This window comes from Streptomyces sp. SID8352 (assembly GCF_009862265.1).
Classification (GTDB): Bacteria; Actinomycetota; Actinomycetes; order Streptomycetales; family Streptomycetaceae; genus Streptomyces.
The window spans coordinates 199,267-219,755 of sequence record NZ_WWGX01000035.1 but is presented as its reverse complement, the minus strand read 5'-3'; the positions used below and the strand labels follow the sequence as shown (position 1 = coordinate 219,755).

Sequence of the window (20,489 nt, the reverse complement as noted above, 5' to 3'; positions counted from 1 at the left end):
CGCCGCCGTCGGGTGCCGCTCACGCATAGCGGCTCACCCCGCCGCCGACGTCGAGCGTCGCCCCGGTGACGTAGGCCGACCGGGGGGAGAGCAGGGTGACGACGGGGAACGCGACCTCCTCGGCCGTGCCGAGACGGCCCATCGGGATGCCGCGGTCGGCGGCGAGGGCGGCGCTCCAGGCCGTGTAGTCGTGTTTGCCGCCGTCCTCCCGGTGGCGCCGTCGCCACTGGCCGGTGTCGATCAGTCCCAGGGATACCGAGTTGACGCGGATGCCCCGCGGGCCGAGGTCGGTGGCCAGGGTGCGGGTGAGGTTGAGCAGGGCGGCCCGGGCGGCCGAGGTGGCGGCGAGGGCGGGCTCGGGCTGGCGGGCGAGGATCGCGTTGACGTTGACGACGGACGGCCCGTCGGAGGCGCCCAGCCAGGGCAGCGCGGCCTCGACGGTGTTGAGCACGGAGAAGAGCTTGAGTTCGAGTTCGGCCCGCCACTGGTCCCTGGACGTGCCGTTCCAGGGGGCCATCAGCGAGCGGCCGGCGTTGTTGACGACGCCGTCCAGGCGGCCGAAGCGGCCGGCGGCCCGTTCGGTGAGGCTCCGGACCGCCTCGGGGTCGCGGACGTCGGCCGCCCCGGTGAGCAGCCGGTCGGTGTCGGGGCCGAGGGCGGCGGTGAGGCGGTCCCCGTCTCGGGCGCACGCGGCGACGGCGCAGCCCTCGTCGAGCAGCAGCCGCGCGGTGGCGAGTCCCACACCGGAACTCGCGCCGGTGACCAGGTAGGCCCTGCCGTTCAGTCGGAGGTCCATGTGCGCTCCTTGTCACGCGTCGCGCCGTCCGTCGTCGCGGCCCGTCCCGGTGGCGGGTCCTCGCGGGGGGCGGGCCCGTCCGCGGCCGGGCCGGGCCGGGCGTCCACGTCGGCGAGGAAGCCCTCCAGGAGGCGGAGGAAGAGGTCGGGCCGCTCCTGGTTGGCGAGGTGGCCGGCGCCGGGGATGACGGCGAACGCGCTGCCGGGGACCAGCCGGTGGATGTGCTCCGACTCCGCGACGCCGGTGACCCGGTCGTGCTCGCCGACCAGGACGAGGGTGGGCAGGCGCAGGGTGGGCAGTGCCCCGGTGTGGTCGGTCTCGGCCATGGAGGCGGCGGCCTCGGCGTATCCGGGCAGGCGTACGGAGCGGGCCATCAGGTCGCGCACGGCGGCGACGGCGGATGCCGGGGCCCGGTCGGAGAGCAGCCGGGGTGCTCTGGTCCGGGCGAACTCCCGTGCCCCGAGCGCGGCCAGTTCCCCGCCCCGTTCGAGCATCGCCCGTGCCGCCGCGGGGTCGCGGCCCGAGCCTCGGGTGGAGCCGACGAGGACGAGGGAGCGCAGCAGGTGCGGGTGGCGCAGTGCCAGGCGGGTGGCGACGACGCCGCCCCAGGAGACCCCGACGACGTGCGCGGGCGGTGGTCCGAGGCCGGTCAGCACGGCAGCGGCGGCGTCGGCGAAGTCGTCCATGCGGTAGGGGGCGGGGGGGTCGTCCGAGCGGGCGTAGCCGGGGGCGTCCCAGGCTGCCGCCCGGTGGTGGCGGGCGAGTGCGGGCAGTTGCCCGGCGAAGGAGGCGGCGGCCGAGCCGATCCCGTGGAGCAGGAGCACGGGGGTGCCGTGTTCGCCCGCGGTGTCGACGCGCAGGCCGGTTCCGGTGGTGACGGTGCGTGTGGTGGTCATGCCACGCTCCCGTTGGTCCCCACCAGGGCGCCGATGGCGCGCAGGACCGCGTACGGCACCACCGCGCTGGTTCTCGGGTTGTCCGGGGAGGGGTGGTTGGCGACGTCGAAGGCGTACCGGCCCGTGGGTCCGGACGCCTCGATCCGGTGCCGGCTCAGCCTCGCCTCGGGGTCGGCGACGACGGATGCCTCGACGAGGTCCCAGTCGCCGACGGCCAGGGCCACGGACGCCGCCACGTTGCTGGTGGCGGGGAACGCGCGGGTGACCTCGCGGGCGGGGCCGCGCAGCACCTCGAAGGGGGCCGTCGCGGTGTGCAGGCGCTCGGTCTCGCGCTCGGTCATCCAGGGCCGCAGCAGGGCTCTGGGGGCCTTGGTCGTGCGGATCGTGACGGTGTCGAAGGGGGCCTGGCGCGTGGCGGTCGTCAGGAGGTCGAGGCCGCCGACGGCGCCGGCGCACAGGGTGAGCCGGCCGGGGCCCGCGAGCAGGCGCTCGTGCAGGGCCGTGTCCGCGAGGGCGCCGGTGGACAGGGCGAGCAGGTGGCGGCCGGCGGCCACGACGGCGGGTCCGGCCTCGCGCAGGGCGGTCTGCCCGGCGCATTCCACGACGAGTTCGGCGCGTTCGAGGGCCGTGTCGAGCGAGGCGGCGGGCACGGGCGGGGCGGGCGGTACGCGGTCGACGACGGCGACCAGTCTGGCGCCCGGTACGGCGTTCGCCCGCAGCGCCGCCGCGACGGCGGACCCGATGGCTCCGTGTCCCAGTACGGCCACGGTCAGTTCGCGGGGGGCCGTCATGCCGGGCCGCCGAGGGTTCCGGGGTCGGGGATGCCGGCCATGCGGGTGCGGGTGTCCGCGGAGGGCGGTCCCGCGGTGCCCCACAGGTCGGAGAGTTCCGGGGTGCGCCGCCAGGTGCGGCAGAGCCAGGTGTCCTCCTGGACCTGGTCGACCTCGGAGGTGTACTCGCAGACGAGTCCCGAGGGGTCGGCGAAGTAGGAGAAGGTGTTGTTGCCGGGGCCGTGCCGTCCCGGTCCCCACAGGGGGAGCTGTCCGTGGTGTCTGAGCCGGCCGATGCCGCGCATGAAGTGGTCGATCGTCGTCATCTCGTAGGCCACGTGGTTGAGCGAGGTCCATTCCGCCCGGTTGAAGGCGATGGAGTGGTGGTCGGTGCCGCAGCGCAGGAACGCCATCTGCCGTTCCGACCAGTCGGATATCCGCATGCCGAGGACGTCGGTGTAGAAGGCGCAGGCGGCCTCGATGTCGACGGTGTTGAGGACGACGTGGGCGAGCTTGCGCGGGATCGCGGCGCGGCCCTCCGGGTCGCCGGGGGTGACGGCCTCGACCTCGCAGGAGAGTTCGATCAGCCGGCCCTCGGGGTCGGCGAACCTCAGTCCGTAGCCGCCGCCCGGCTGGTCCAGTGCGGTGGGGCCGGTCAGGAGCTGCACTCCGTGTCCGGCCAGCCGCCGGGCCGCGGAGTCGATCTCCCGGCGGTCCCCGACCGAGAAAACGATCTTGCCGACGGCGTTCCGGGCGGCCTCCCGGACCTCGAGGATGTGGTGTTCGGTGCCGGTGCCGCGCAGCCAGGCCGCTCCGTCGTCGCGCTCCACCGGGGTCAGGCCCCAGACCTCGCCGTAGAAGGCGGCGGACTCGGCGGCGTCCGGCGTGTGGAGGGTCACCGAGCGCAGTGAGCGGAGCCGGACGACCGGGGCGGGCGGGCCGGAGGGGCGGTGGTCAGTCACGGGTCACGCCGTGCATCGCGGAGGTCGACGGGTAGGTCGGCAGTTGCGGCCGGGCCGCGCCGATGATCACGCAGAAGAGGGCGTCGGTCTCCCCGGTGTTGCGCAGGCTGCGGGGCACTCCGGCCGGGACCCTGACCAGGTCGCGGTAGCCGAGGGTGCGGCTGGCCGTCCGCGTGCCGTCCTCGACGTCGTGGACGGTGACCTCCAGGGTCCCCTCGAGGACGAAGAAGGCCTCCTCGGCGTCGTGGTGGGTGTGCTCGGGGCCGACGGCTCCGGCGGGCAGGCGCATGTTCGAGAAGGTGAAGTGGCCGGCCGGGAGTATCCGGTCGTCGCCCTCGTGGTCGCCGGTGGCGCCGGATCCGACGTAGCGGATCTGCGCGCGCCGGAACTCGTCGCCGGCCTTGGCCTGGAAGCCCAGGGTGTCCCAGTCCTCGTGGCGTGACTCGCGGGTGGCCACGCAGGAGTCGAGGAGTTCCCGGAGGGCGGACGGGGACCGGTCCTCGTGGGCGGTGCTGTGCTGGTTCACGGGTGTGTCCTTTGCGTGTCGGGTGGGGTGGTGCCCGTGTCGGGCGGGGTGGAGTGGTGCGCGTGCCGCGTGCCGCGGGCGGGGGCTCCCGGGCGCGGGTGCGGCGGGTCCCCGAAGGGGCGGGGGCCGGAGAGGGGTCAGAGGCCCCAGGCGGACGGCGTCTCGTCGAGGCCCCAGTAGACGCCCTTCTGGGTCATGTAGGACCGGATGCCCTCCCGGCCCTTCTCGCGGCCGAGGCCGCTCTCCTTGACCCCGCCGAAGGGGGTGGCCGCGGAGAGCTGCTTGTACGTGTTGATCCAGACGGTGCCGGCCTCGATGCGGCGGCCCAGACGCCACGCCCTGCGGTAGTCGCGGCTCCATATGCCGCAGGCCAGTCCGTAGGGGGTGGCGTCGGCCAGGGCCGGCAGCTCGTCCTCGTCGTCGTACGGGAGCGTGACGAGGACGGGCCCGAAGATCTCCTCCCGGCAGACCCGTGACCCGGGGCCGAGCCCGGTGATCACGGTGGGCCGGTAGTAGAAGCCTTCGCCGAGGGCGTCCCCGGAAGGACGGGTGCCTCCGGTGCTGATGTGCCCGCCCTCCTCGGCCGCGAGCCGGACGTACGACTCGACCTCGGCGCGGTGTTCCGCGGCGATGAGCGGGCCCATGTGGGTGCTCTCCCGGGCGGGAGCGCCGATGACCAGCGCTTCGGCGGCCGCGGTGATCCTCTCGACGACCTCGTCGTGGACGGACCGGTGGACGATGAGCCGCGATCCCGCGACGCACGCCTGTCCCTGGGAGGAGAAGATGCCGAACACGATGCCCCGGACCGCCTGGTCCAGATCAGCGTCGGGCAGCACGATCGTCGGTGACTTGCCGCCCAGTTCGAGGGAGACCGGCATCAGCTTCCCGGCGGCGACGGCGGCGATCCGGCGGCCGGTGCTGGTGCCGCCGGTGAAGGTCACCTTGCGGACGCCCGGGTGGCGGACCAGTGCCTCCCCCACCACGCCGCCCGGTCCCGGCAGCACGCTGACCAGGCCGGGAGGGAAGCCCGCGCGCAGCAGGAGCGCGCCCAGGCTCAGGGCCGCCATCGGGGACCACTCGGCCGGCTTGATCAGCACCGCGTTGCCCGCCGCGAGCGCGGGGGCGGCCTTCTGGGCCTCGCTGGCGATCGGTGAGTTCCACGGGGTGATGGCGGCGACCGGGCCGACCGGCTCGTGGACGCTCATGCTCAGGTAGGGGCCGCGGGCCGTGGTCAGTGTGTCGTCGAGGGTCTCCAGGGCGGAGGCGGTGTAGCGGAAGGTGCCGGCGGCGCTCGCCACCAGGGCCCGGGTCTCGGTGATCGTCTTGCCGTTGTCCAGGGTCTGGAGCCGGGCGAGGCTCTCCGACTCCGCGTGGATGAGATCCGCGGCCCGGTGCAGGAGCGCCGCCCGCCGGTGGGGCAGCAGGTCGCGCCAGGCGGGGTCCCGCATGGCCGCCTCCCCCGCGGTGACCGCCTCGTCGACGTCCTCGACGCTCGCGGTCGAGACCTCGGCGAACACCCGGCCGGTCGCCGGGTCGACCGAGGACAGCGGTTCACCGCGCCCCTGCCGGAACCCGCCGGCCACGATGATGTCTCTCGCCCCACCAGCCATGACGCCCCCTTGAGCAGCTTCTGCCGGGCCGGGGCCTCCCCGGCGCAAGTAACTTAGATATAAGTCTCTTAGAGCGTCAATAGCTATCGCTGATATTCTTGCTGCTCAGCTTTTCCCGACGACCGAAGGGCGGGCGCACGTGAGTTCACCAAGCGCCGGGCGAACCGAAACCCCTGGCCAGGACGGCTCCCGGCCGAAGGCGGCCGCCGCCGGCACGACCCGGGAGGGTCCGCCGGACGACGTGGACCGGATCATCGCCGAGTGGCGGACGGAGCGCCCGACGCTGGACCCCCGGAGCATCGACGTCGTCGGCCGGGTGACCCGCTGCAGCCTGCTGATCCGCAACCTGTCGAACCGGCTGTACGACCGGCACTCCATCAACCAGTCCGTCTTCGAGGTCCTGGCCAGCCTGCGCCGGATGGGACCCCCGTACCGCAAGACCGCCCGGGAGCTGGCCAACTCCTCCCTGCTGACCTCGGGCGGCATGACGATGAGGCTCGACCGGATGGAGCGGGACGGGCTGATCAGGAGGATCAGGTCGACCGAGGACCGCAGGAGCGTGTACGCGGAGCTGACGCCCGCGGGGTTCGCCCTGATCGACCGGATCATCGACGACCACCTGGAGCGGGAGCGGGAGATGCTGGCGTCGCTCGACGAGGGGGAGCAGGAGCAGCTCGCCCGGCTGCTGCGCAAGCTGGAGACCCGGCTCCGGCACCTGGACTGACCCGGCCGCCGCGGGGGGCGGGCCCGACGGACCCGGGCGATGCGGGGGCGGACCCGGGCGGGACGGTGCGGGGCCGGGCGGGACGGTGCCGGGCGAGCAAAGATGCTCAAGTCAAAGCTTCTTTTGTCTGAGCCTTGTGCATCCGGGTTCTCGGTGCCTATGGTCTCGGCACCGGATCAGCCCCTCCGGCCACGAGCTCACCGGGCGGCCAGGGCTCTCGCCCCGGCCGCCGGACGGCTCCCGGTTGCCGGACGGGTTCTTCCACCGGCAGCGGTGCACGCGGAAGCGCGGCGGGAATCCGGGCCGGGGTACGGCGAACGGCCGGGACACCCCGCCCGGCGCCGTGCGGCACACGTGAGGTTCGACCACGAGATCGGAGACACCTGAATGGCCGGGTCATCCACCTCGCTCAACGGACTCCGCACCGAACCGCCCGGGTGCCGTCCGGCCCGCGCCGGTCACCGCGCCCGCACCCGGAGGGCGGTGACCGCCCCGCTCCCCGGCGAACGCGACGGGTCCGGAGGCGGACGCCGCGCCGTCCCCGCACGGCGCTCCCGAAGCACCGGACCGCACCGGCCGCACGGCCCCGCCGGCAGGCGGGTCCCGCGGCCCTTGCCCGGCCCCGGGCCGGACGGCGCGGGGCGCTGACGCGATGCGGACGGCGAACCGGACGCGCCGCCCGGCCCGGCGTCCCGTCCATGGCGGACGGGAGGCCCGGCGCCGCGGCGCGCACCGTCGCCCCGCCGCCCCACGCGGCGCGGCGGGGCGACGGCCGCCGTCCGGCCACGAGGACCGTCGCCGGACCGGCTCCACCGCCGGCCGGGCCGGCGGACACCGCCCGGCGGCCCGCCGGGTCCGGAGGGGTGCGGCCCGCCCGGTGTCCGAAGGGGCCGCCGGCGGGGCTCGCCCCGGCCCGCGCGTCCCCGTGCGGCCCGGCCCTTCCTTACCTCCGGACGGACGGTCACGCCATGCCCGGTCCCCCACGCCCTTCCCGATCACCCCGCAACGACTCAGGACCGAGTCGACGCCCCCTCGGGCACCGCCGACCGCGCGGTGCGCCCGCGGGGGCCACGAAAGGAGCGACCCGTGCCGACTCCCACTCCCCTCCCCGCCTCCGGCGGCACGATCCCGGAAGCCGCCGCACCGCACAGCGAGCGCGCGTTCCGGATGCGGCAGACCGAGGAGTTCATGGACGCCCATGAGCTCGACGGCCTGCTCATCTTCGGCGCCGACCGCAGCGACCGCTACGACGCGGGCCAGTACCTCTTCCGCGACCGGCGCTACCAGCACTACGTCCTCCCCCGGCACGGCGAGCCCACCATGGTCGCCTTCGCCGCGCAGGTCGCCGCGCAGCACCAGCTCTCCAGGGAACGCGGCCTGGAGACCTGGATCGACGACATCAGGGTGGGCTCCGCCCCCGAGCTGCTGCCCGCGATCGCCCACGAGAAGAAGCTCGGCAGGGGCAGGCTGGGGGTGATCGGGGCGGGTTACGGCTCGCCGTTCTACCCGGGCGGCTGGGTGTCCAAGCCGGTCTGGGACGCCATCAGCGAACGGCTCCCCGAGGCCACCCTGGTCGACGTCACCCGTGACTACGGACTGGTGATGGCCCGGCGCAGCGACGAGGACCTCGCCCACATCGCCACCGCTGCCGCCGCGGGCGACGCCGCCATCGAGGCCATGATGGCCCTCGCCCGGCCCGGAGTGGACGAGACGGAGCTGTACGCCGAGGGCGTGGCGACGATGATGCGCAAGGGGATGCGCGTCACCTGGATGCTCTTCCAGACCGGGCTCGACAACTACGCCTGGGGCGAGCCCACCTGGCTCACCCGCCCCGAGCCCTCCCGGAAGCTGGAGCGCCGGGACATGGTGTGGGCGGAGATCTTCCCCAACTACGCCGAGCTGAACACCCATGTCAACATGAGCTTTACGCTCGGCGAGCCGCCGGCCGAAACGGCCCGCTGCGCCGAGGTCGCCCGCGCCTCCTACGAGGCGGGAGTGGCCGCGGTCCGGCCCGGGGCGACCTTCGGCGAGGTGTGCGCGGCGATGGAGGTGCCGCTGACCGAGTCGGGGATGTGGCATCTGACGCCCCAGTTCGCCTCCCTCAACCCCCTGCTGTCCGGCGGCGGCTCCGCCCTCGGCATCCGGGAGCACGTCGACGCGTTCGCAGAAACGTATCCTCACGCCGATGGCCACGCCCGTCCGTTCTTCGACTTCGAGATCAGGCCCGGCATGACCTTCTCCCTCCAGCCCGACGCCCGGTCCGGCAGGAGCGGTGCGATCGTCGGCGGTGTGGTGGCCGCGACCGAGTCCGGCTGCCGCGAGTTCAACACCGTGTCCACCCGGCTCAACACCGTGGACGTCTGATCCCGGATCCCTCCCCGGATCCCGTCGGCGGTTCCCTCCCCGGATCCCCCGGCGCGCTTCCCGGCCCTCCCGCCGCCCGGCGCGGTCCCCGGCCGCGGGACGCCCCGGCCACGCGGTACCCCCGTACCGCGTGGCCGGGAGGCTCACCCCGCGGCTCCGACCGGACAGTCCGTCCGGCCCTCTCAGCAAGGTGACAACGCTCATGACCAAGCAGTTCCCCTCACTCAACCGCCGTTCGGTCCTGCACGGCATGGCCGCGCTGGGAGCGGGCGGACTCCTCGCCGCCTGCGGCGGCGGCACGGATTCCAGACCCGGCGGCCCGGGCGGCCCGGGCGGCGGAAAGCTGCCCTCGTCGCTCGACTCCCTCGCGAGCGAGGCGGCCAAGGAGGGCAAGGTCCGCCTGTTCGTCAGCACCGACTCCCGTACCTCCGCCCACGCCCGCAAGCTCCGCCAGGCGCTGCGCGCCGACACCGGCGTCGACCTCGACATCTCGTTCGTCGGCGGTGAGCCCGACCCGCGCTACGCCAGCAAGCTGGTGCAGGAGTCGAAGGCCAGGATCGCGCCGGCCATCGACGTCTTCGCCACCACTCCCCTGGTGGTCAAACAGCTCAACGCCGAGGGCCTGGTGCAGCAGGTCGACTGGGCCTCCATGGAGGGCGTCGCACCCGCCGACGTCTGGCAGGGCCACCAGGGCATCTACATCGCCGAGATCGCCCGCGCCGTCCTCTACAACACCGGCACGGTCCAGGAGGCCGACGCCCCCCGCACCCTGGACGACCTGCTCACCGACACCTGGCGCGGCAAGATCGTCACCGCCGGGATGCCGGACGTGTTCAGCCCGCTCGCCGCCGGCCTCGGCACCGACGGAATGCTCGACTTCGTGCACCGTCTGCTCGAGAAGGGCAGAGCGTCCATGGCGTCCGTCCCGACCGCCGTCCGGACCCAGGTGAGCAGCGGGGAGTTCCCCATCGGATACGGCATCCGCATCGGCGAGAGCCAGCGCGCCGCCAAGGCCCCCATCGCGTACGCGCCGGTCAAGACCCCCGTGGTCCCGCGCGCGGGCCTGGTCCTCAAGGGGGCACGCAACCCCGCCGCGGCCCAGCTCTTCCTCTACTGGCTCAACGCCACCGAACAGGGCCGCAGGAAGGCGTTCGAGGTGCTGGACTGGCCCCGGTACACCACGCCCGGCACCGATCTGCACGCACTCGCCGAGAAGGCCGGCGGTGTGATGACCGCGGACCTCGACTGGTGGATGAACGATTACGAGAAGGTCGACAAGCAGGTCGCCCAGCTGCTGAGGAAGTAGAGATGGGGTCACACAGCGTGTCCGAGGCCGTCACCGGCCCTCCCGCCGCCGACGACGACGAGCGGGGCACGCCCCGGCCCGGGCCGCCCTCCCGGGCGCGCCGGCCCCGGCGCGGCGTCGATGTGCCGCTGGCCGTGCTGGCGGCGATGATCGTCCTCCTGTGCGCCGTCCTCCTCGTCCCGCTGGCCGGTCTGGTCTGGGCGGCCTTCGGGCCGGGAGAGGGGTTCGGGGGCGGAGCACCGTCCTTGGACAACTTCCGTACCGTGCTGGCCTCCAGCGGTCTGGGCGGCACACTGGTGCGGACGCTGCTGCTCGGCGTGGGCAGCGTGCTGGTGATGCTGGTCGTCGCGGTTCCCCTCGCCTGGCTCTACACGAGGACGGATCTGCGCGGCAAGACCGTGATCCTCTTCCTGGCCGCGGCCAAGATGGCGATCCCCGGCTTCCTCGTCGCCCTCGGCTACATCTTCATGTTCAACCCGAGCAACGGGATCATCAACACCTGGTGGGGCGACCTGGGCGGCGGCGCCCCGCTGAGCAACGTCTACAGCCTGAAGTGGATCATCCTGCTCCAGGGCCTGGACTTCGCCGGACCGGCGTTCTTCATGCTCGTGCCGACCCTGCGGGTCATCGACGTCAACATCGAGGAGGCGGCGGCGGTCCACGGGATCCCCCGCTGGCGTGCCGCCCTCCAGCTGCTGCTGCCGGTGGCCGCTCCCGCGATCGCCGGGGTGTCGATCTTCTTCTTCATCGTCGCGGTCGAGGTGTTCGACTACGCGGGGATGCTCGGCATGCCCTCCCGCATCACGGTCCTGTCCACCCTGATCTACCAGTACACCCAGGGCTCCACCGGCGTCCCCGAGTACGGGAACGCGGCGGCCGTGGGCCTGGGCATGGCGCTGGGGATCGGGCTGGTCATGTTCGCCTACTACCGGGCGATGCGGCGCGCCAACCAGCTCGCCACCGTCACCGGCAAGCGCGCGGCCCGCGAGCCGATCCGGCTGACCCGGGGCGGCCGGACCGCGGCCTACGGCCTGATCGGGTCGTACGCCCTGGCCGGCGTGGTCCTCCCGGTCCTCATGCTCGTCTGGGCCTCGCTGATGCCGTATCTGAGGCCCCCGTCGGCGGCGGCGTTCGCGGACCTGTCCTTCGCCGCCTACACCGACGCCGCCTACGACCTGGCGGAGGTCCTGCCGAACACCCTGCTGCTGGTCGCCGTGGTGCCGACCGCCGCCGTCGCCTTCGCCGCGTGCGCCGGCTGGCTGGTCACCCGCACCCGGCTGCGCGGCCGGCGGGGGCTGGACGCGCTGATCATGATGACCCTCGCGATTCCCTCGATCGTGATGGCCGTGTCCTTCGTGTACGTGGGGCTCTCCGTGTACAGGTGGCTCCCGCTGTACGGCACCGCGGCCTTCCTCGCCCTCGTGGTGGCCTGCCGGTTCGTCGCGACGGCGTACCGGACGCTGCACGGCACCATGCTCCAGGTCCACCACGAACTGGAGGAGGCCGCCGCGGTCTCCGGCATACGCCGCGGCCGGGCCTTCCTCTCCGTCGTCCTGCCCACCGTCCGCGGCAGCCTCGTCTACGCCTGGTTCTGGATCGCCCTGCTCACCCTTCGCGAGCTGACCATCACCCTGATCCTCTCCAGCGACGGGACCGACGTGATGTCCACCCGGATCTACGGCTACAGCTCGGCCGGCGAGACCAGCCTGTCCGGTGCCCTCGGGGTGATACAGCTCGGGATGATCACCGTTCTCCTCGTCGCCTTCTGCCGTGTCGCCCGGCGCCAGTCCCTCTAGGAGCCTCACCATGATCGAACTTGTAGGCGTGTCGAAGGCGTTCACCCAGGGCCGCACCCCGGTCCCGGCGCTGCGCGAGGTGTCCCTCTCCGTCGACCAGGGCGAGTTCTACGTGCTGCTCGGCGCGTCCGGCTGCGGCAAGACGACGACCCTGCGCATCGTGGCGGGCCTGGAGCGCCCGGACAGCGGCTCGGTGCGGATCGACGGCCGGCAGGTCTTCGGGCGTTCCCCCGACGTGTGGGTGGGGCCGGAGGAGCGGCCCCAGGCCATGGTCTTCCAGTCCTACGCCCTGTGGCCGCACATGACGATCCGGCAGAACATCGCCTTCCCCCTGCGCCGGGGGGTCCGCCGCCCGTCCGGGCCGGAGGCCGCGGCCCGGGTCGAGGAGGCGCTCGGGCTCTTCCGGCTGACCGAGCAGGCGGACCGCAAGGTCACCCAGCTCTCCGGGGGCCAGCAGCAGCGTGTCGCACTGGCGAGGGCCCTGGCCCTGCATCCCAGGGTGCTGCTCATGGACGAGCCCCTGTCCAACCTCGACGCCCGGCTGCGCATGGACCTGCGGCTGGAGCTGAAGGAACTCGCGCGGCGCAAGGGGATCACCTGCCTGCTGGTCACCCACGACCAGGAGGAGGCGATGATGCTCGCCGACCGCGTCGGCATCGTGCACGACGGCGCCATCGTCCAGGAGGGCACACCGGCCGAGCTGTACGGGGCGCCGAAGTCGGAGTTCGTCGCCACCTTCCTCGACCACATGAACCTCATCCGGTCGGCGGAGGTCACCTCGTGCGACGCCTCGTCCGGCCCGGAGGTCACCGCGCGGGGCGTGCGCCTGCGCCTGGGTCCGGGCGACCATCCGCTGGGCGGCGAACTGACCCTCGGCATACGCCCCGGCGACATCGTCGTGCTCGACGCCGACGACGAGTCGCCGTCGGCCCCCAACCTGCTGAGCGGGCGGCTGGTCGACCACCACTACCTGGGCGGCCAGTACCTCTACCGGTTCGAGACCCCGCTCGGGCGGCTGAACGTCCGCTCGGCGGTCACTCCCCAGCGGTTCGCCCAGGGCACGGTGCGGCTGCGGCTGCCGGCCCAGAAGCTGATCAGCATGGCCGCCGGCGGGACGCCCTGACACCCCCGGAGGACTCCGCCGCCGGGCCGGCCGCCCGGCACCGCTGACGGCCGGCGCGGACCGCGGTGCCGGGCGGCCGGGCGGGCGAGGGGCACCGCGTGCGGACGGCAGGACCCGCTCGATGCCGGACCGGCCGTGGACGCCCGCCGGCCCGCGCGGAGAGCATGCCTCCGGGGGCCGGCGGCGGTCTGGATCCGGGCAGTGGTCCGCGGCCTGCGGGCGGGCACGGCTCAAAGCGCCGGGGGCAGGCCGCCGGCCATGTCGTGGTCGTCCCGGGCGAGCAGGGCGTGCGGGTCGATCATCTGGCCGTTGACCTCGACCCATCCCATGAAGTTCCTGCCGGAACTCCAGCCGAGCATCCGCTGCACCTCCTCCGGGAGGGCCCTGACGCGCGACAGGGGGACGGAGAGGTACTGGTTCTCCTCCTGCCGCAGGCTCGCCAGGTCGTAGCCCATCGTGATCCCGGTCCGCAGGGTGTCCGAGGTGTTGGTGCCGCCCCCGTGGTAGGTGGAGCCGACCCAGACCAGGGCCGATCCGGGCGTCATCTCGGTGGCGACCGCCTCCTCGGGGGACGGCATGCGCTCGTCGTCCCACCGGTGGCTGCCCGGGATGACCAGGGTCCCCCCGTTGCCCGCTGTGAACTCGCTGAGGGCGACCATGATCTGCACCCGGGCCTCACGGCCGTAGTGCGGGTGACGCCAGAGGAAACTGGTGTCGTCGCGGTGGAGCGGCTGGGCTCCCTGGCCGGGCGCGATCTGTATCGCCTGGGTCACGCCGATCTGTATGTCCGGGGTGATCGTGGTCCGCTCCGTGCCGAACCACACGTCGACCGGCTTCTGGAGGATGTGCCGGGACAGCCCCAGATAGAGCGGGTTCCGGGCGATGTGCAGAATGCCGTCGGTCCTCGCGAAGAGCGCGCCGGCGCGCCGGGTCCGCGCACCGGCGAAGAACTCCTCCCGGCCGAACTCCACGCCGCCGAGCACGGGCGTGAGATCGCGCAGCAGTCCGGCCACCACCTCGGGGGCGAAGAGGTCCTCGATGATGACACCGCCGTCGCGGTCCATCACGGCCGCCGCCTCCTCGACGCCGGTCGTGGCGGGGAGGGTGGTCAGTCCTGTCACTTGGCTGTCTCCTGTGGTCGCCGCGCGGTCCGCCCGGAGGCGTGGCGCACGGATCGGTCCGACGGTCACGGCAGCGCCGCTCGACGGCGCGGGAGGGCCGGCCGAAGGGCGCGTCACGGCACGGGGCGTGCGACCGGCCGCCGGGCCGCTTGTCGGGGAACGGCGGGCGTCCGGGGCACGGCGGCGGCGACGGGCAGGGCCGACGCGCGCGCAGCCGCTCCCCTCCGGTCGGCCGCCGGGTGGACGAAACAACTTGGGCATTTGGTCAAGTCGGTTGCCCAACGATGGGTGAGCCCCTCGGCACCTGTCAAGAGGCCGCCGGGATCCGCCGGGGGCGGGCCCACGGAAAACGGGGGGCGCGGAACGACGGAAGGGGCGGGCGTCCCGGCAAGAAGCCGCCCGGCGGCCGACCCGGGCATCCGCCCGGGAACCACTGCGGCCGATGGGGGCCGGAGCTCCCGGCGGCGGACCCCGGGGCCCCTCACCCGTCCCTGCGGCCCGGCGCCCCGCTCCCGGGCCGCGGGACGGCCGCGGCCCGGTGGCGCCTCAGGACGTGGCAGCCGGGAGGGGCGTGAACTGGTCCTGAAGCAGACGGGTCGACCTGTCGACCATGCGCTCGAACGTGTCGTCACCGAGCGCCAGCCACTGCAGGACGTGCCCGTCGAGCAGAGCGATGATCTCGCGCGCGAGGAGTTCCAGATCGATGTCCTCGTCGCCCGGCGCCCTGCACTCCCGCAGCAGCTGGAGGCAGCCGTCGATGTACCGGCGGTACACGCGCTGGGCGAGGTGGCGCGAGGACTCGCTGCGCAGGGACCACAGGGTCAGTTCGTACTGTGCCATCTGGATCTCGGGGTGCTCCCTGATCCAGCGCGCGAAGCCCTCCAGGACGCGGGCTATCCCCTCCCGCAGACCGACGCCCGGCGTCACCGCGCTCCCCACGGTCACCAGCCCGTCGGTGGTGCCCGTCTCGAACGCCGCCTGCAGCACCTCCTCCTTGGTCCGGAAGCAGTAGTGCAGGCTGGCCGCCGGGGCCCCCGCGGCGTCGGCGATGCGGCGGGTGGTGGCGCGCGCGACCCCCTCCGTACTGATGACCTTGATCGCCGCGTCGACGAACTGCCGTCGCCGGTCGGCGGCGGGCACATGGCTCACGGTTGCCTCCTCGATGCCCTCAGGGATATGCCAGGGGTGGCGACTGTCCGGTCGGCCACCGCTCCCAGTTTACTTGGGCAATTGCCCCGGTCAGCCGCTCGGGCCTGGCGGCGGGCAGGGCCCGACCCGGAGGAGCCCGCCGGGCCGGACGGGCCACTTGCCCAAGATGGACTCCGCTCCTGCTCCGGCGGCTGCGACGGCGCCCCACCCGCCTCAGCACGGTAAAGGATCGACCACGGGGTATTGACTCCCTCCTGCCCGCACCGTGATGCTCGCACCACTTGGCCGAGCGCCCAAGTTCGACCCATCGCATCGGAGTGCGACGCCGGGCCGCCTTCCCGCCCCGCCGCGCCTCCGCGCCTCCCCCACCGGCCGCCCGGCCCCGGGCAGCCGGCACGCCCGAAGAGTGGAGTCCCTCATGGACAGCCTTCCCTCCACCCGTTCCGTTCCGGCGGACCCTCCCGCCCCCACCGCCTCCCCTCCGCAGGAGCCGCGCCGGCTCAGCGGAAACATCGGTGTCATCGGCCTGGTCTTCACCGTCCTCGCCTTCAACGCCCCGCTGGCCGTCATGGCCGGATTCGTCCCCCTGGTGGTCGGCTACGGCAACCGGGTCGGAGCCCCGTCGACCTATCTCGTGATCGGCGCGTTGCTGCTGCTGTTCTCCGTGGGCCTGACGACGATGAGCCGTTTCATGAGCAGCCCGGGGGCCTTCTACTGCTACATCGCCGCCGGGATCGGCAAGGTGCCCGGCCTGGCCGGCGCCTTCGTCGCCTTCGGCGCCTATGTCGCGATCGCCGCGGGCTCGTACGCGTACGGCGGCATCCTCGTCGACACCCTGGTCCATGACCTGCTGGGCGGCCCCTCCCTGGACTGGTGGGTGTGGTCACTGGTCCTGTGGACGGGTGCCTCGGTGCTCACGATGCTGCACATCGACCTGTCGACGCGCGTGCTCGGGGTGACGATGTGCGCCGAGGTGGTGATCGTCCTGATCTGGCAGATCGCGGTGGCGGTCAACGGCGGCCCGGAGGGCCGGTCCCTCTCCTCCTTCACACCGGACGCCTTCACCTCCGGTTCCCTCAGCTTCGCCCTGCTGTTCGGAGTGCTGTGCGTGACCGGCTTCGAGGCGGTGGCGGTGTTCCGCGAGGAGGCGCGGGACCCGGCCAGGACGATCCCCCGGGCCACGTACACGGCCGTCGCGTTCCTCGCCGTCCTCTACGGGCTGGGAGCATGGGCGTACATCGTGGCGTTCGGGCCCTCCAGGGCACCCGACTCCGCACTCGACCCCTCCGGCTCGTTCCTCGCGAGCATGCACGAATACGTCGGCAGGTTCGCCGTCGACGTCGTCATCGTCCTGCTGGTCACGAGCGCCTTCGCGGCGATCCTCGCCACGCAGAACATCGCGGCGCGCTACCTCTACTCCCTGGGCCACGACGCGGTCCTCACCCCCCGGCTCGCCCGCGTCCACCGGCGGCACGGGTCGCCGTACGTGGCGGCAGCGACCGTCGCCCTGCTGTGCCTGGGAGTGGACGCGGTGGCCGCCCTCGCGGGCACGGACCCGGTCACCCTCTACGCGGCCCTGACGGGATTCGGGGGCTTCGGCATCCTGCTGCTGATGACTGCCACCAGCGTCGCCGTCATCCTCTTCTTCCGGAGCGCCACGGGGCACACGGCGAGTGCGTGGCGCTCGCGGATCGCCCCCTCCCTGTCCCTCGCCGGCCTGCTGACGGTGCTGGTGCTGGCGACGACGAACATGGACTCGATCATCGGCAGCGAACTCGGCGGCAACCTCGTGCTGGCCCTGGCCGCCGCGATCATGCTGGGCGGCGCCGCGCTGGCCCTCGTCTACCGCTCCCGGCGGCCCGAGGTCTACTCCCGGATCGGCCGTCAGGACGTCTGACGAGGCCGTCCCACCCGCCCCGGCCCCTCCCCGCCCCGCAGCCCCCGCCACCCCGCGCTCTCGTCGCCCGGGGCCGCTCACCTCCGCGCCCGAACTTGGGCAACCGCCCAAGTATTTCACCGAGAACCATTGACTCCCCAGTTCAGCACTTCATAAAGTTGGGCAACCGGCCAACTCATTCATCATGGATGCGTCTGAAGCCTTCGACGCCCATCCGCCGGCAGCACCGCACCGGACGGGACCACGGCCCTCCCCCGCCCCCTCGTTCCCTGGAGAGCGACCATGACCGCGAAACTGACCACCCTGCCGAACTCGGCAACGGTCGACGACGTCCTCGAAGTCCTCGAACGCGACGGCGGCGTCATCGTCGCCGACATGATCCCCGACGAGACCATGGACCGGATCTGGTCCGAGCTGTCCCCGTACCTGGAGGCGACGCCGAACGGCGACGGCGACTTCGTCGGCCATCTGACCCGGCGCACCTCCAGTCTGCTGGCCAAGTCACCGGCGTGCGCGGCGCTCGTCACCGAGCCGCATCTGCTGGGCGCGGCCGACTCCCTGCTCAGGGAGACCGCGAAGTCGTGGGTCGGCGACGAGCACTCGCACTACCGGGGCACCGTGCAGGTGTCGGCCGGCCAGGCCATCTACATCGGCCCCGGCCAGAAGGCACAGCCCCTGCACCGCGACGACATGGTCCACCACCGTCGCCACCCCGGGCCGGAGAGCCAGGTGCAGACGCTGTACGCGGGTACCGAGTACCACTACGCCAACGGCGCGACCATGGTCATCCCCGGGAGCCACCTGTGGGACGACGACCGCAAGCCGCTGCCGAGCGAGGCCGTGCCCGCCGAGATGACACGCGGCTCGGGGCTGATCCACCTCGGCTCGACGTACCACGGCGGCGGTGCGAACACGACCACGGACGAGTACCGCCTCGCCATCTCCCTCTCCCTGTGCCGCGGCTACCTGCGGCAGGAGGAGAACCAGTACCTCGCCGTGCCCCGGGAGCAGGTTCTGGCATACCCGGAGGAGGTCCAACGGCTGCTGGGGTACGGCCTGAGCATCCCCTTCTGCGGCTGGTACGAGATGCAGGACCCGCACCTGCTGCTGCGGGACGGCGAGGCGGACGGCACCCGGAGCGCGCACGACCTGCTGCCGAACCGCTAGCGCCGCCGTGGCCGGAAGGGTTCACCGGCTGGCGACGCCCGGCACGGCGCCTCGCCGCATTGCCGCACCACCCGAGTGCGTCCGCCGCCTCGCGACGCACCGCACCGGACACCGCGAGCTGTCCGGCAGACCATTCCGGACACAGCACCAGCCGTCCACGACGACTTCACACCGCGCTCCGACGCGCCGTCACATCAAGGGGCTTGTCATGACAGTCGATGCCGTAGTTCCGCCCGGGGCGCCGCCCGGCGGCGCCGCGATCCGCCGGGCCGCGGACGCGACACCGTTCGTCCGCCTCGTCTCCCACCTCCTGTCGCTCAACCTCTGGTCGGAGAACGGCCGCGCCGTACTCGCGGACTTCGACGGTGCGGTGGGGGTGCGGTCGGCCGGCAGCCCCCAGAAGGCGACGGTCCGCGCGGTGGACGGCGGTCTCGGGGTCGAGCACGGTCTCACGGCCGCCACCGGCGCCGTCGTCGAGATCGGCCCCGCCGGCCGGGCCCGGGTGTTCACGGCCACGTCCGCGGAGCACCGTGACCGTGCCGAGCGGACGGTGCGCCTCCTCGACCCGGCCCTGCCGCCCTGGCAGGACCTGGCCCTCTTCTTCTGGTCGGCGGTGCGGGAGCTGCGGGGCATGCCCTCGCTGCGGCTCGTGGACACGGGGACCGGCGAGGAGGTGTCACTCGGCGGAACACCGGACCCCTATGAGATCCACGGCGACGCCGAGGCGCTGACCCGCCTCCTCGCCGGCCAGGAGTTCTTCGCGGACACCGTGTTCGCCGGCGGGTTCCGGATCCTCGGGACCTTCAGTCAGTTCTCCGTCGTGTGCGGGGCCTCGATGAGAGTGATGTGGGATGTCTGAGCAGCGCGACTGGCGGGCGTGGGCCGAGGAGAACGGCATCCGCTCGGTCCGGGCCGAGACGATCAGCCTCGACGGTGTGGCCTCCGGAAAGTACCTCTCGGCCCGCAAGTTCCTCTCCGGCATGGCTTCCGGCTGGAGCTTCTGCGATGTCGCGTTCGGTGTCGACCTGTCCAACGAGCCGCAGCTCGGCTTCGACTTCGGGGCCTGGCGCGGCGAGATGGGCGACGTGTTCCTGCGTCCCGACCCGGACACCGTCATCGTGGACCCCTCACTCCCCGGGCTGGGCGCGGTGATCTGCGACCTGGTCGACCGCGACGGCAGCCCGCTGCCGGTGTGCGCCCGCTCCGCCCTGCGCGAGCAGGTCGGGCGGCTCGCCCGGGCCGGGTACACCGCGAGGGCTGCCATCGAGGTCGAGGCCACGGTCTTCGAGGAGTCCCTCCAGGAGGCCCGGGCGAAGCGGTACAGGGACCTGCACCCGCTGGGCGGCGGGGCGGGAGCCCTCTACGTCCTGGGCCGCACCGGCGACTTCACCGCCTTCATGGACGGCGTAAGCCGCCGGCTCGACGAGACCGGCATCCCGTGGGAGGGCTGGTGCGACGAGTCCGCCGCCGGCCAGATCGAGTTCAACATCCCGCCCATGGACCCCCTCCGCGCCACGGACACCTACAACCGTGTCAAGCTCGTGATGCGGCAGGTCGCCTCCGAACAGGGCCACTCGGTCACCTTCATGGCGAAGTGGTCGCCCGACCTGTTCGGGCAGGGGGCGCACATCAACCTGTCCCTGCTCAGGGAGGGCGTGAACGCCTTCCACCACGCGGACGACCCCGCGCGGCCGTCCAGGACGATGCGGCACTTCGTCGCCGGAGCCCTGGACACCATGGCCGCCGCGACGACGTTCTCCTTCCCGACCGTCAACTCCTACCGCCGCATCCAGGAGCTGAACGGGCCCCCCACCACGGTCACCTGGGGCGTGGAGAACAAGACGACCGCCATCCGCGCCATCTGCCGCGACGCCGGGCAGAGCCGGCTCGAGTACCGCGTCCCGTCCGCCGATGCCAACCTCTACCTCGCGTTCGCGGCCTTCCTCGCCGGCGGCCTGATCGGCCTGGAACGCGGGAACGAGCCGCGGCCCGCGCTGGACGTGATGGCCTGGTCGCTGCCGGACGGCACGGACCCCATCCCGCCCACCCTGTCACGGGCCACCGACGCACTGGCCCGCGACACCGACCTGACCGGGGCCCTGGGAACGGACCTCGTCGACTACTGGATCGGCACCCGCAGATGGGAATGGCTCACGTTCCACACCGGCGGCGGCGACCCGGACGAGGGCGTGTCCGACTGGGAGCTCAGGCGCTACTTCGAGCTCGTCTGACCACTCCCCTCCTCAGCCCTGCCGTCAACGCCCGCCCACCGCAGGGCCCGG

The 20,489-nt window shown here is 73.1% G+C and carries 17 protein-coding genes; 9 read left to right on the top strand and 8 right to left on the bottom strand.

What is annotated here, in order from left to right:
- Positions 1–19: 19 nt before the first annotated feature.
- From GTY84_RS12425 to GTY84_RS12400, 6 genes are all read right to left on the bottom strand, one after another.
- Entirely contained in the window at positions 20–796 is a 777-nt protein-coding gene (locus GTY84_RS12425) for an SDR family oxidoreductase (RefSeq protein WP_161226248.1), read from the bottom strand.
- Complete coding sequence (locus GTY84_RS12420) at positions 781–1,692, bottom strand: alpha/beta fold hydrolase (RefSeq protein WP_161226247.1); 912 nt, start codon at positions 1,690–1,692, stop codon at positions 781–783. Before GTY84_RS12420 ends, GTY84_RS12425 begins: the two co-directional genes overlap by 16 nt.
- Entirely contained in the window at positions 1,689–2,483 is a 795-nt protein-coding gene (locus GTY84_RS12415) for an aspartate dehydrogenase domain-containing protein (protein WP_161226246.1), read from the bottom strand. The genes GTY84_RS12420 and GTY84_RS12415 overlap by 4 nt, the downstream gene beginning before the upstream one ends.
- Entirely contained in the window at positions 2,480–3,424 is a 945-nt protein-coding gene (locus tag GTY84_RS12410; RefSeq protein ID WP_161226245.1) for a VOC family protein, read from the bottom strand. Before GTY84_RS12410 ends, GTY84_RS12415 begins: the two co-directional genes overlap by 4 nt.
- A complete protein-coding gene (locus GTY84_RS12405) occupies positions 3,417–3,950 on the bottom strand; it encodes a cupin domain-containing protein (RefSeq protein WP_161226244.1) in 534 nt (177 codons plus the stop codon). The genes GTY84_RS12410 and GTY84_RS12405 overlap by 8 nt, the downstream gene beginning before the upstream one ends.
- Before the next feature lie 137 nt (positions 3,951–4,087).
- Complete coding sequence (locus tag GTY84_RS12400) at positions 4,088–5,560, bottom strand: aldehyde dehydrogenase (RefSeq protein WP_161226243.1); 1,473 nt, start codon at positions 5,558–5,560, stop codon at positions 4,088–4,090.
- A 139-nt stretch (positions 5,561–5,699) separates the two neighbouring features.
- Between GTY84_RS12400 and GTY84_RS34935 the strand changes: the two genes are divergently transcribed.
- The 5 genes from GTY84_RS34935 (at position 5,700) to GTY84_RS12375 (ending at position 12,873) form a co-directional block, all read left to right on the top strand.
- Positions 5,700–6,284, top strand: a complete 585-nt coding sequence (locus tag GTY84_RS34935; RefSeq protein ID WP_161226242.1) for a MarR family transcriptional regulator — start codon at positions 5,700–5,702, stop codon at positions 6,282–6,284.
- A 1,086-nt stretch (positions 6,285–7,370) separates the two neighbouring features.
- Positions 7,371–8,648, top strand: a complete 1,278-nt coding sequence (locus GTY84_RS34930) for a M24 family metallopeptidase (RefSeq protein WP_161226241.1) — start codon at positions 7,371–7,373, stop codon at positions 8,646–8,648.
- Positions 8,649–8,850: 202 nt separating this feature from the next.
- The gene (locus GTY84_RS12385) at positions 8,851–9,954 is read left to right on the top strand and encodes an extracellular solute-binding protein (RefSeq protein WP_161226240.1); all 1,104 of its coding nucleotides are present in this window, start codon (positions 8,851–8,853) and stop codon (positions 9,952–9,954) included.
- Between the two features lie 2 nt (positions 9,955–9,956).
- Positions 9,957–11,750 (top strand): iron ABC transporter permease, encoded by a 1,794-nt coding sequence (locus tag GTY84_RS12380; RefSeq protein WP_161226239.1) that lies wholly within the window; start codon positions 9,957–9,959, stop codon positions 11,748–11,750.
- Positions 11,751–11,760: 10 nt separating this feature from the next.
- A complete protein-coding gene (locus GTY84_RS12375; RefSeq protein ID WP_161226238.1) occupies positions 11,761–12,873 on the top strand; it encodes an ABC transporter ATP-binding protein in 1,113 nt (370 codons plus the stop codon).
- Positions 12,874–13,103: 230 nt separating this feature from the next.
- Here the strand turns inward: GTY84_RS12375 and GTY84_RS12370 are convergent, their stop codons facing one another.
- Both GTY84_RS12370 and GTY84_RS34925 read right to left on the bottom strand, forming a co-directional pair.
- Positions 13,104–13,994: a phytanoyl-CoA dioxygenase family protein gene (locus GTY84_RS12370; protein WP_345943416.1), complete on the bottom strand. Its 891-nt coding sequence runs from the start codon at positions 13,992–13,994 to the stop codon at positions 13,104–13,106.
- Positions 13,995–14,540: 546 nt separating this feature from the next.
- On the bottom strand, positions 14,541–15,143 hold the full coding sequence (locus GTY84_RS34925; protein ID WP_161226237.1) for a TetR/AcrR family transcriptional regulator: 603 nt from the start codon (positions 15,141–15,143) through the stop codon (positions 14,541–14,543).
- Between the two features lie 418 nt (positions 15,144–15,561).
- On the opposite strand from GTY84_RS34925, the gene GTY84_RS12360 reads away from it, so the two are divergent.
- The 4 genes from GTY84_RS12360 (at position 15,562) to GTY84_RS12345 (ending at position 20,438) form a co-directional block, all read left to right on the top strand.
- Complete coding sequence (locus GTY84_RS12360) at positions 15,562–17,040, top strand: APC family permease (RefSeq protein WP_161226236.1); 1,479 nt, start codon at positions 15,562–15,564, stop codon at positions 17,038–17,040.
- A 282-nt stretch (positions 17,041–17,322) separates the two neighbouring features.
- Positions 17,323–18,207, top strand: a complete 885-nt coding sequence (locus GTY84_RS12355) for a phytanoyl-CoA dioxygenase family protein (RefSeq protein WP_161226235.1) — start codon at positions 17,323–17,325, stop codon at positions 18,205–18,207.
- A 208-nt stretch (positions 18,208–18,415) separates the two neighbouring features.
- Positions 18,416–19,066 carry a hypothetical protein gene (locus GTY84_RS12350; protein WP_161226234.1) on the top strand — a complete coding sequence of 217 codons (651 nt, stop codon included), beginning with the start codon at positions 18,416–18,418 and terminating at the stop codon, positions 19,064–19,066.
- Positions 19,059–20,438, top strand: a complete 1,380-nt coding sequence (locus GTY84_RS12345) for a glutamine synthetase family protein (RefSeq protein WP_161226233.1) — start codon at positions 19,059–19,061, stop codon at positions 20,436–20,438. Before GTY84_RS12350 ends, GTY84_RS12345 begins: the two co-directional genes overlap by 8 nt.
- The last annotated feature ends 51 nt before the right edge of the window (positions 20,439–20,489 follow it).

Bases quoted from the DNA above. Each gene is read 5' to 3' on its own strand.
- GTY84_RS12425 (WP_161226248.1), bottom strand. From the start codon at position 796: ATGGACCTCCGACTGAACGGCAGGGCCTACCTGGTCACCGGCGCGAGT.
- GTY84_RS12420 (WP_161226247.1), bottom strand. From the start codon at position 1,692: ATGACCACCACACGCACCGTCACCACCGGAACCGGCCTGCGCGTCGAC.
- GTY84_RS12415 (WP_161226246.1), bottom strand. From the start codon at position 2,483: ATGACGGCCCCCCGCGAACTGACCGTGGCCGTACTGGGACACGGAGCC.
- GTY84_RS12400 (WP_161226243.1), bottom strand. From the start codon at position 5,560: ATGGCTGGTGGGGCGAGAGACATCATCGTGGCCGGCGGGTTCCGGCAG.
- GTY84_RS12385 (WP_161226240.1), top strand. From the start codon at position 8,851: ATGACCAAGCAGTTCCCCTCACTCAACCGCCGTTCGGTCCTGCACGGC.
- GTY84_RS12380 (WP_161226239.1), top strand. From the start codon at position 9,957: ATGGGGTCACACAGCGTGTCCGAGGCCGTCACCGGCCCTCCCGCCGCC.
- GTY84_RS12375 (WP_161226238.1), top strand. From the start codon at position 11,761: ATGATCGAACTTGTAGGCGTGTCGAAGGCGTTCACCCAGGGCCGCACC.
- GTY84_RS12360 (WP_161226236.1), top strand. From the start codon at position 15,562: ATGGACAGCCTTCCCTCCACCCGTTCCGTTCCGGCGGACCCTCCCGCC.
- GTY84_RS12355 (WP_161226235.1), top strand. From the start codon at position 17,323: ATGACCGCGAAACTGACCACCCTGCCGAACTCGGCAACGGTCGACGAC.
- GTY84_RS12350 (WP_161226234.1), top strand. From the start codon at position 18,416: ATGACAGTCGATGCCGTAGTTCCGCCCGGGGCGCCGCCCGGCGGCGCC.
- GTY84_RS12345 (WP_161226233.1), top strand. From the start codon at position 19,059: ATGTCTGAGCAGCGCGACTGGCGGGCGTGGGCCGAGGAGAACGGCATC.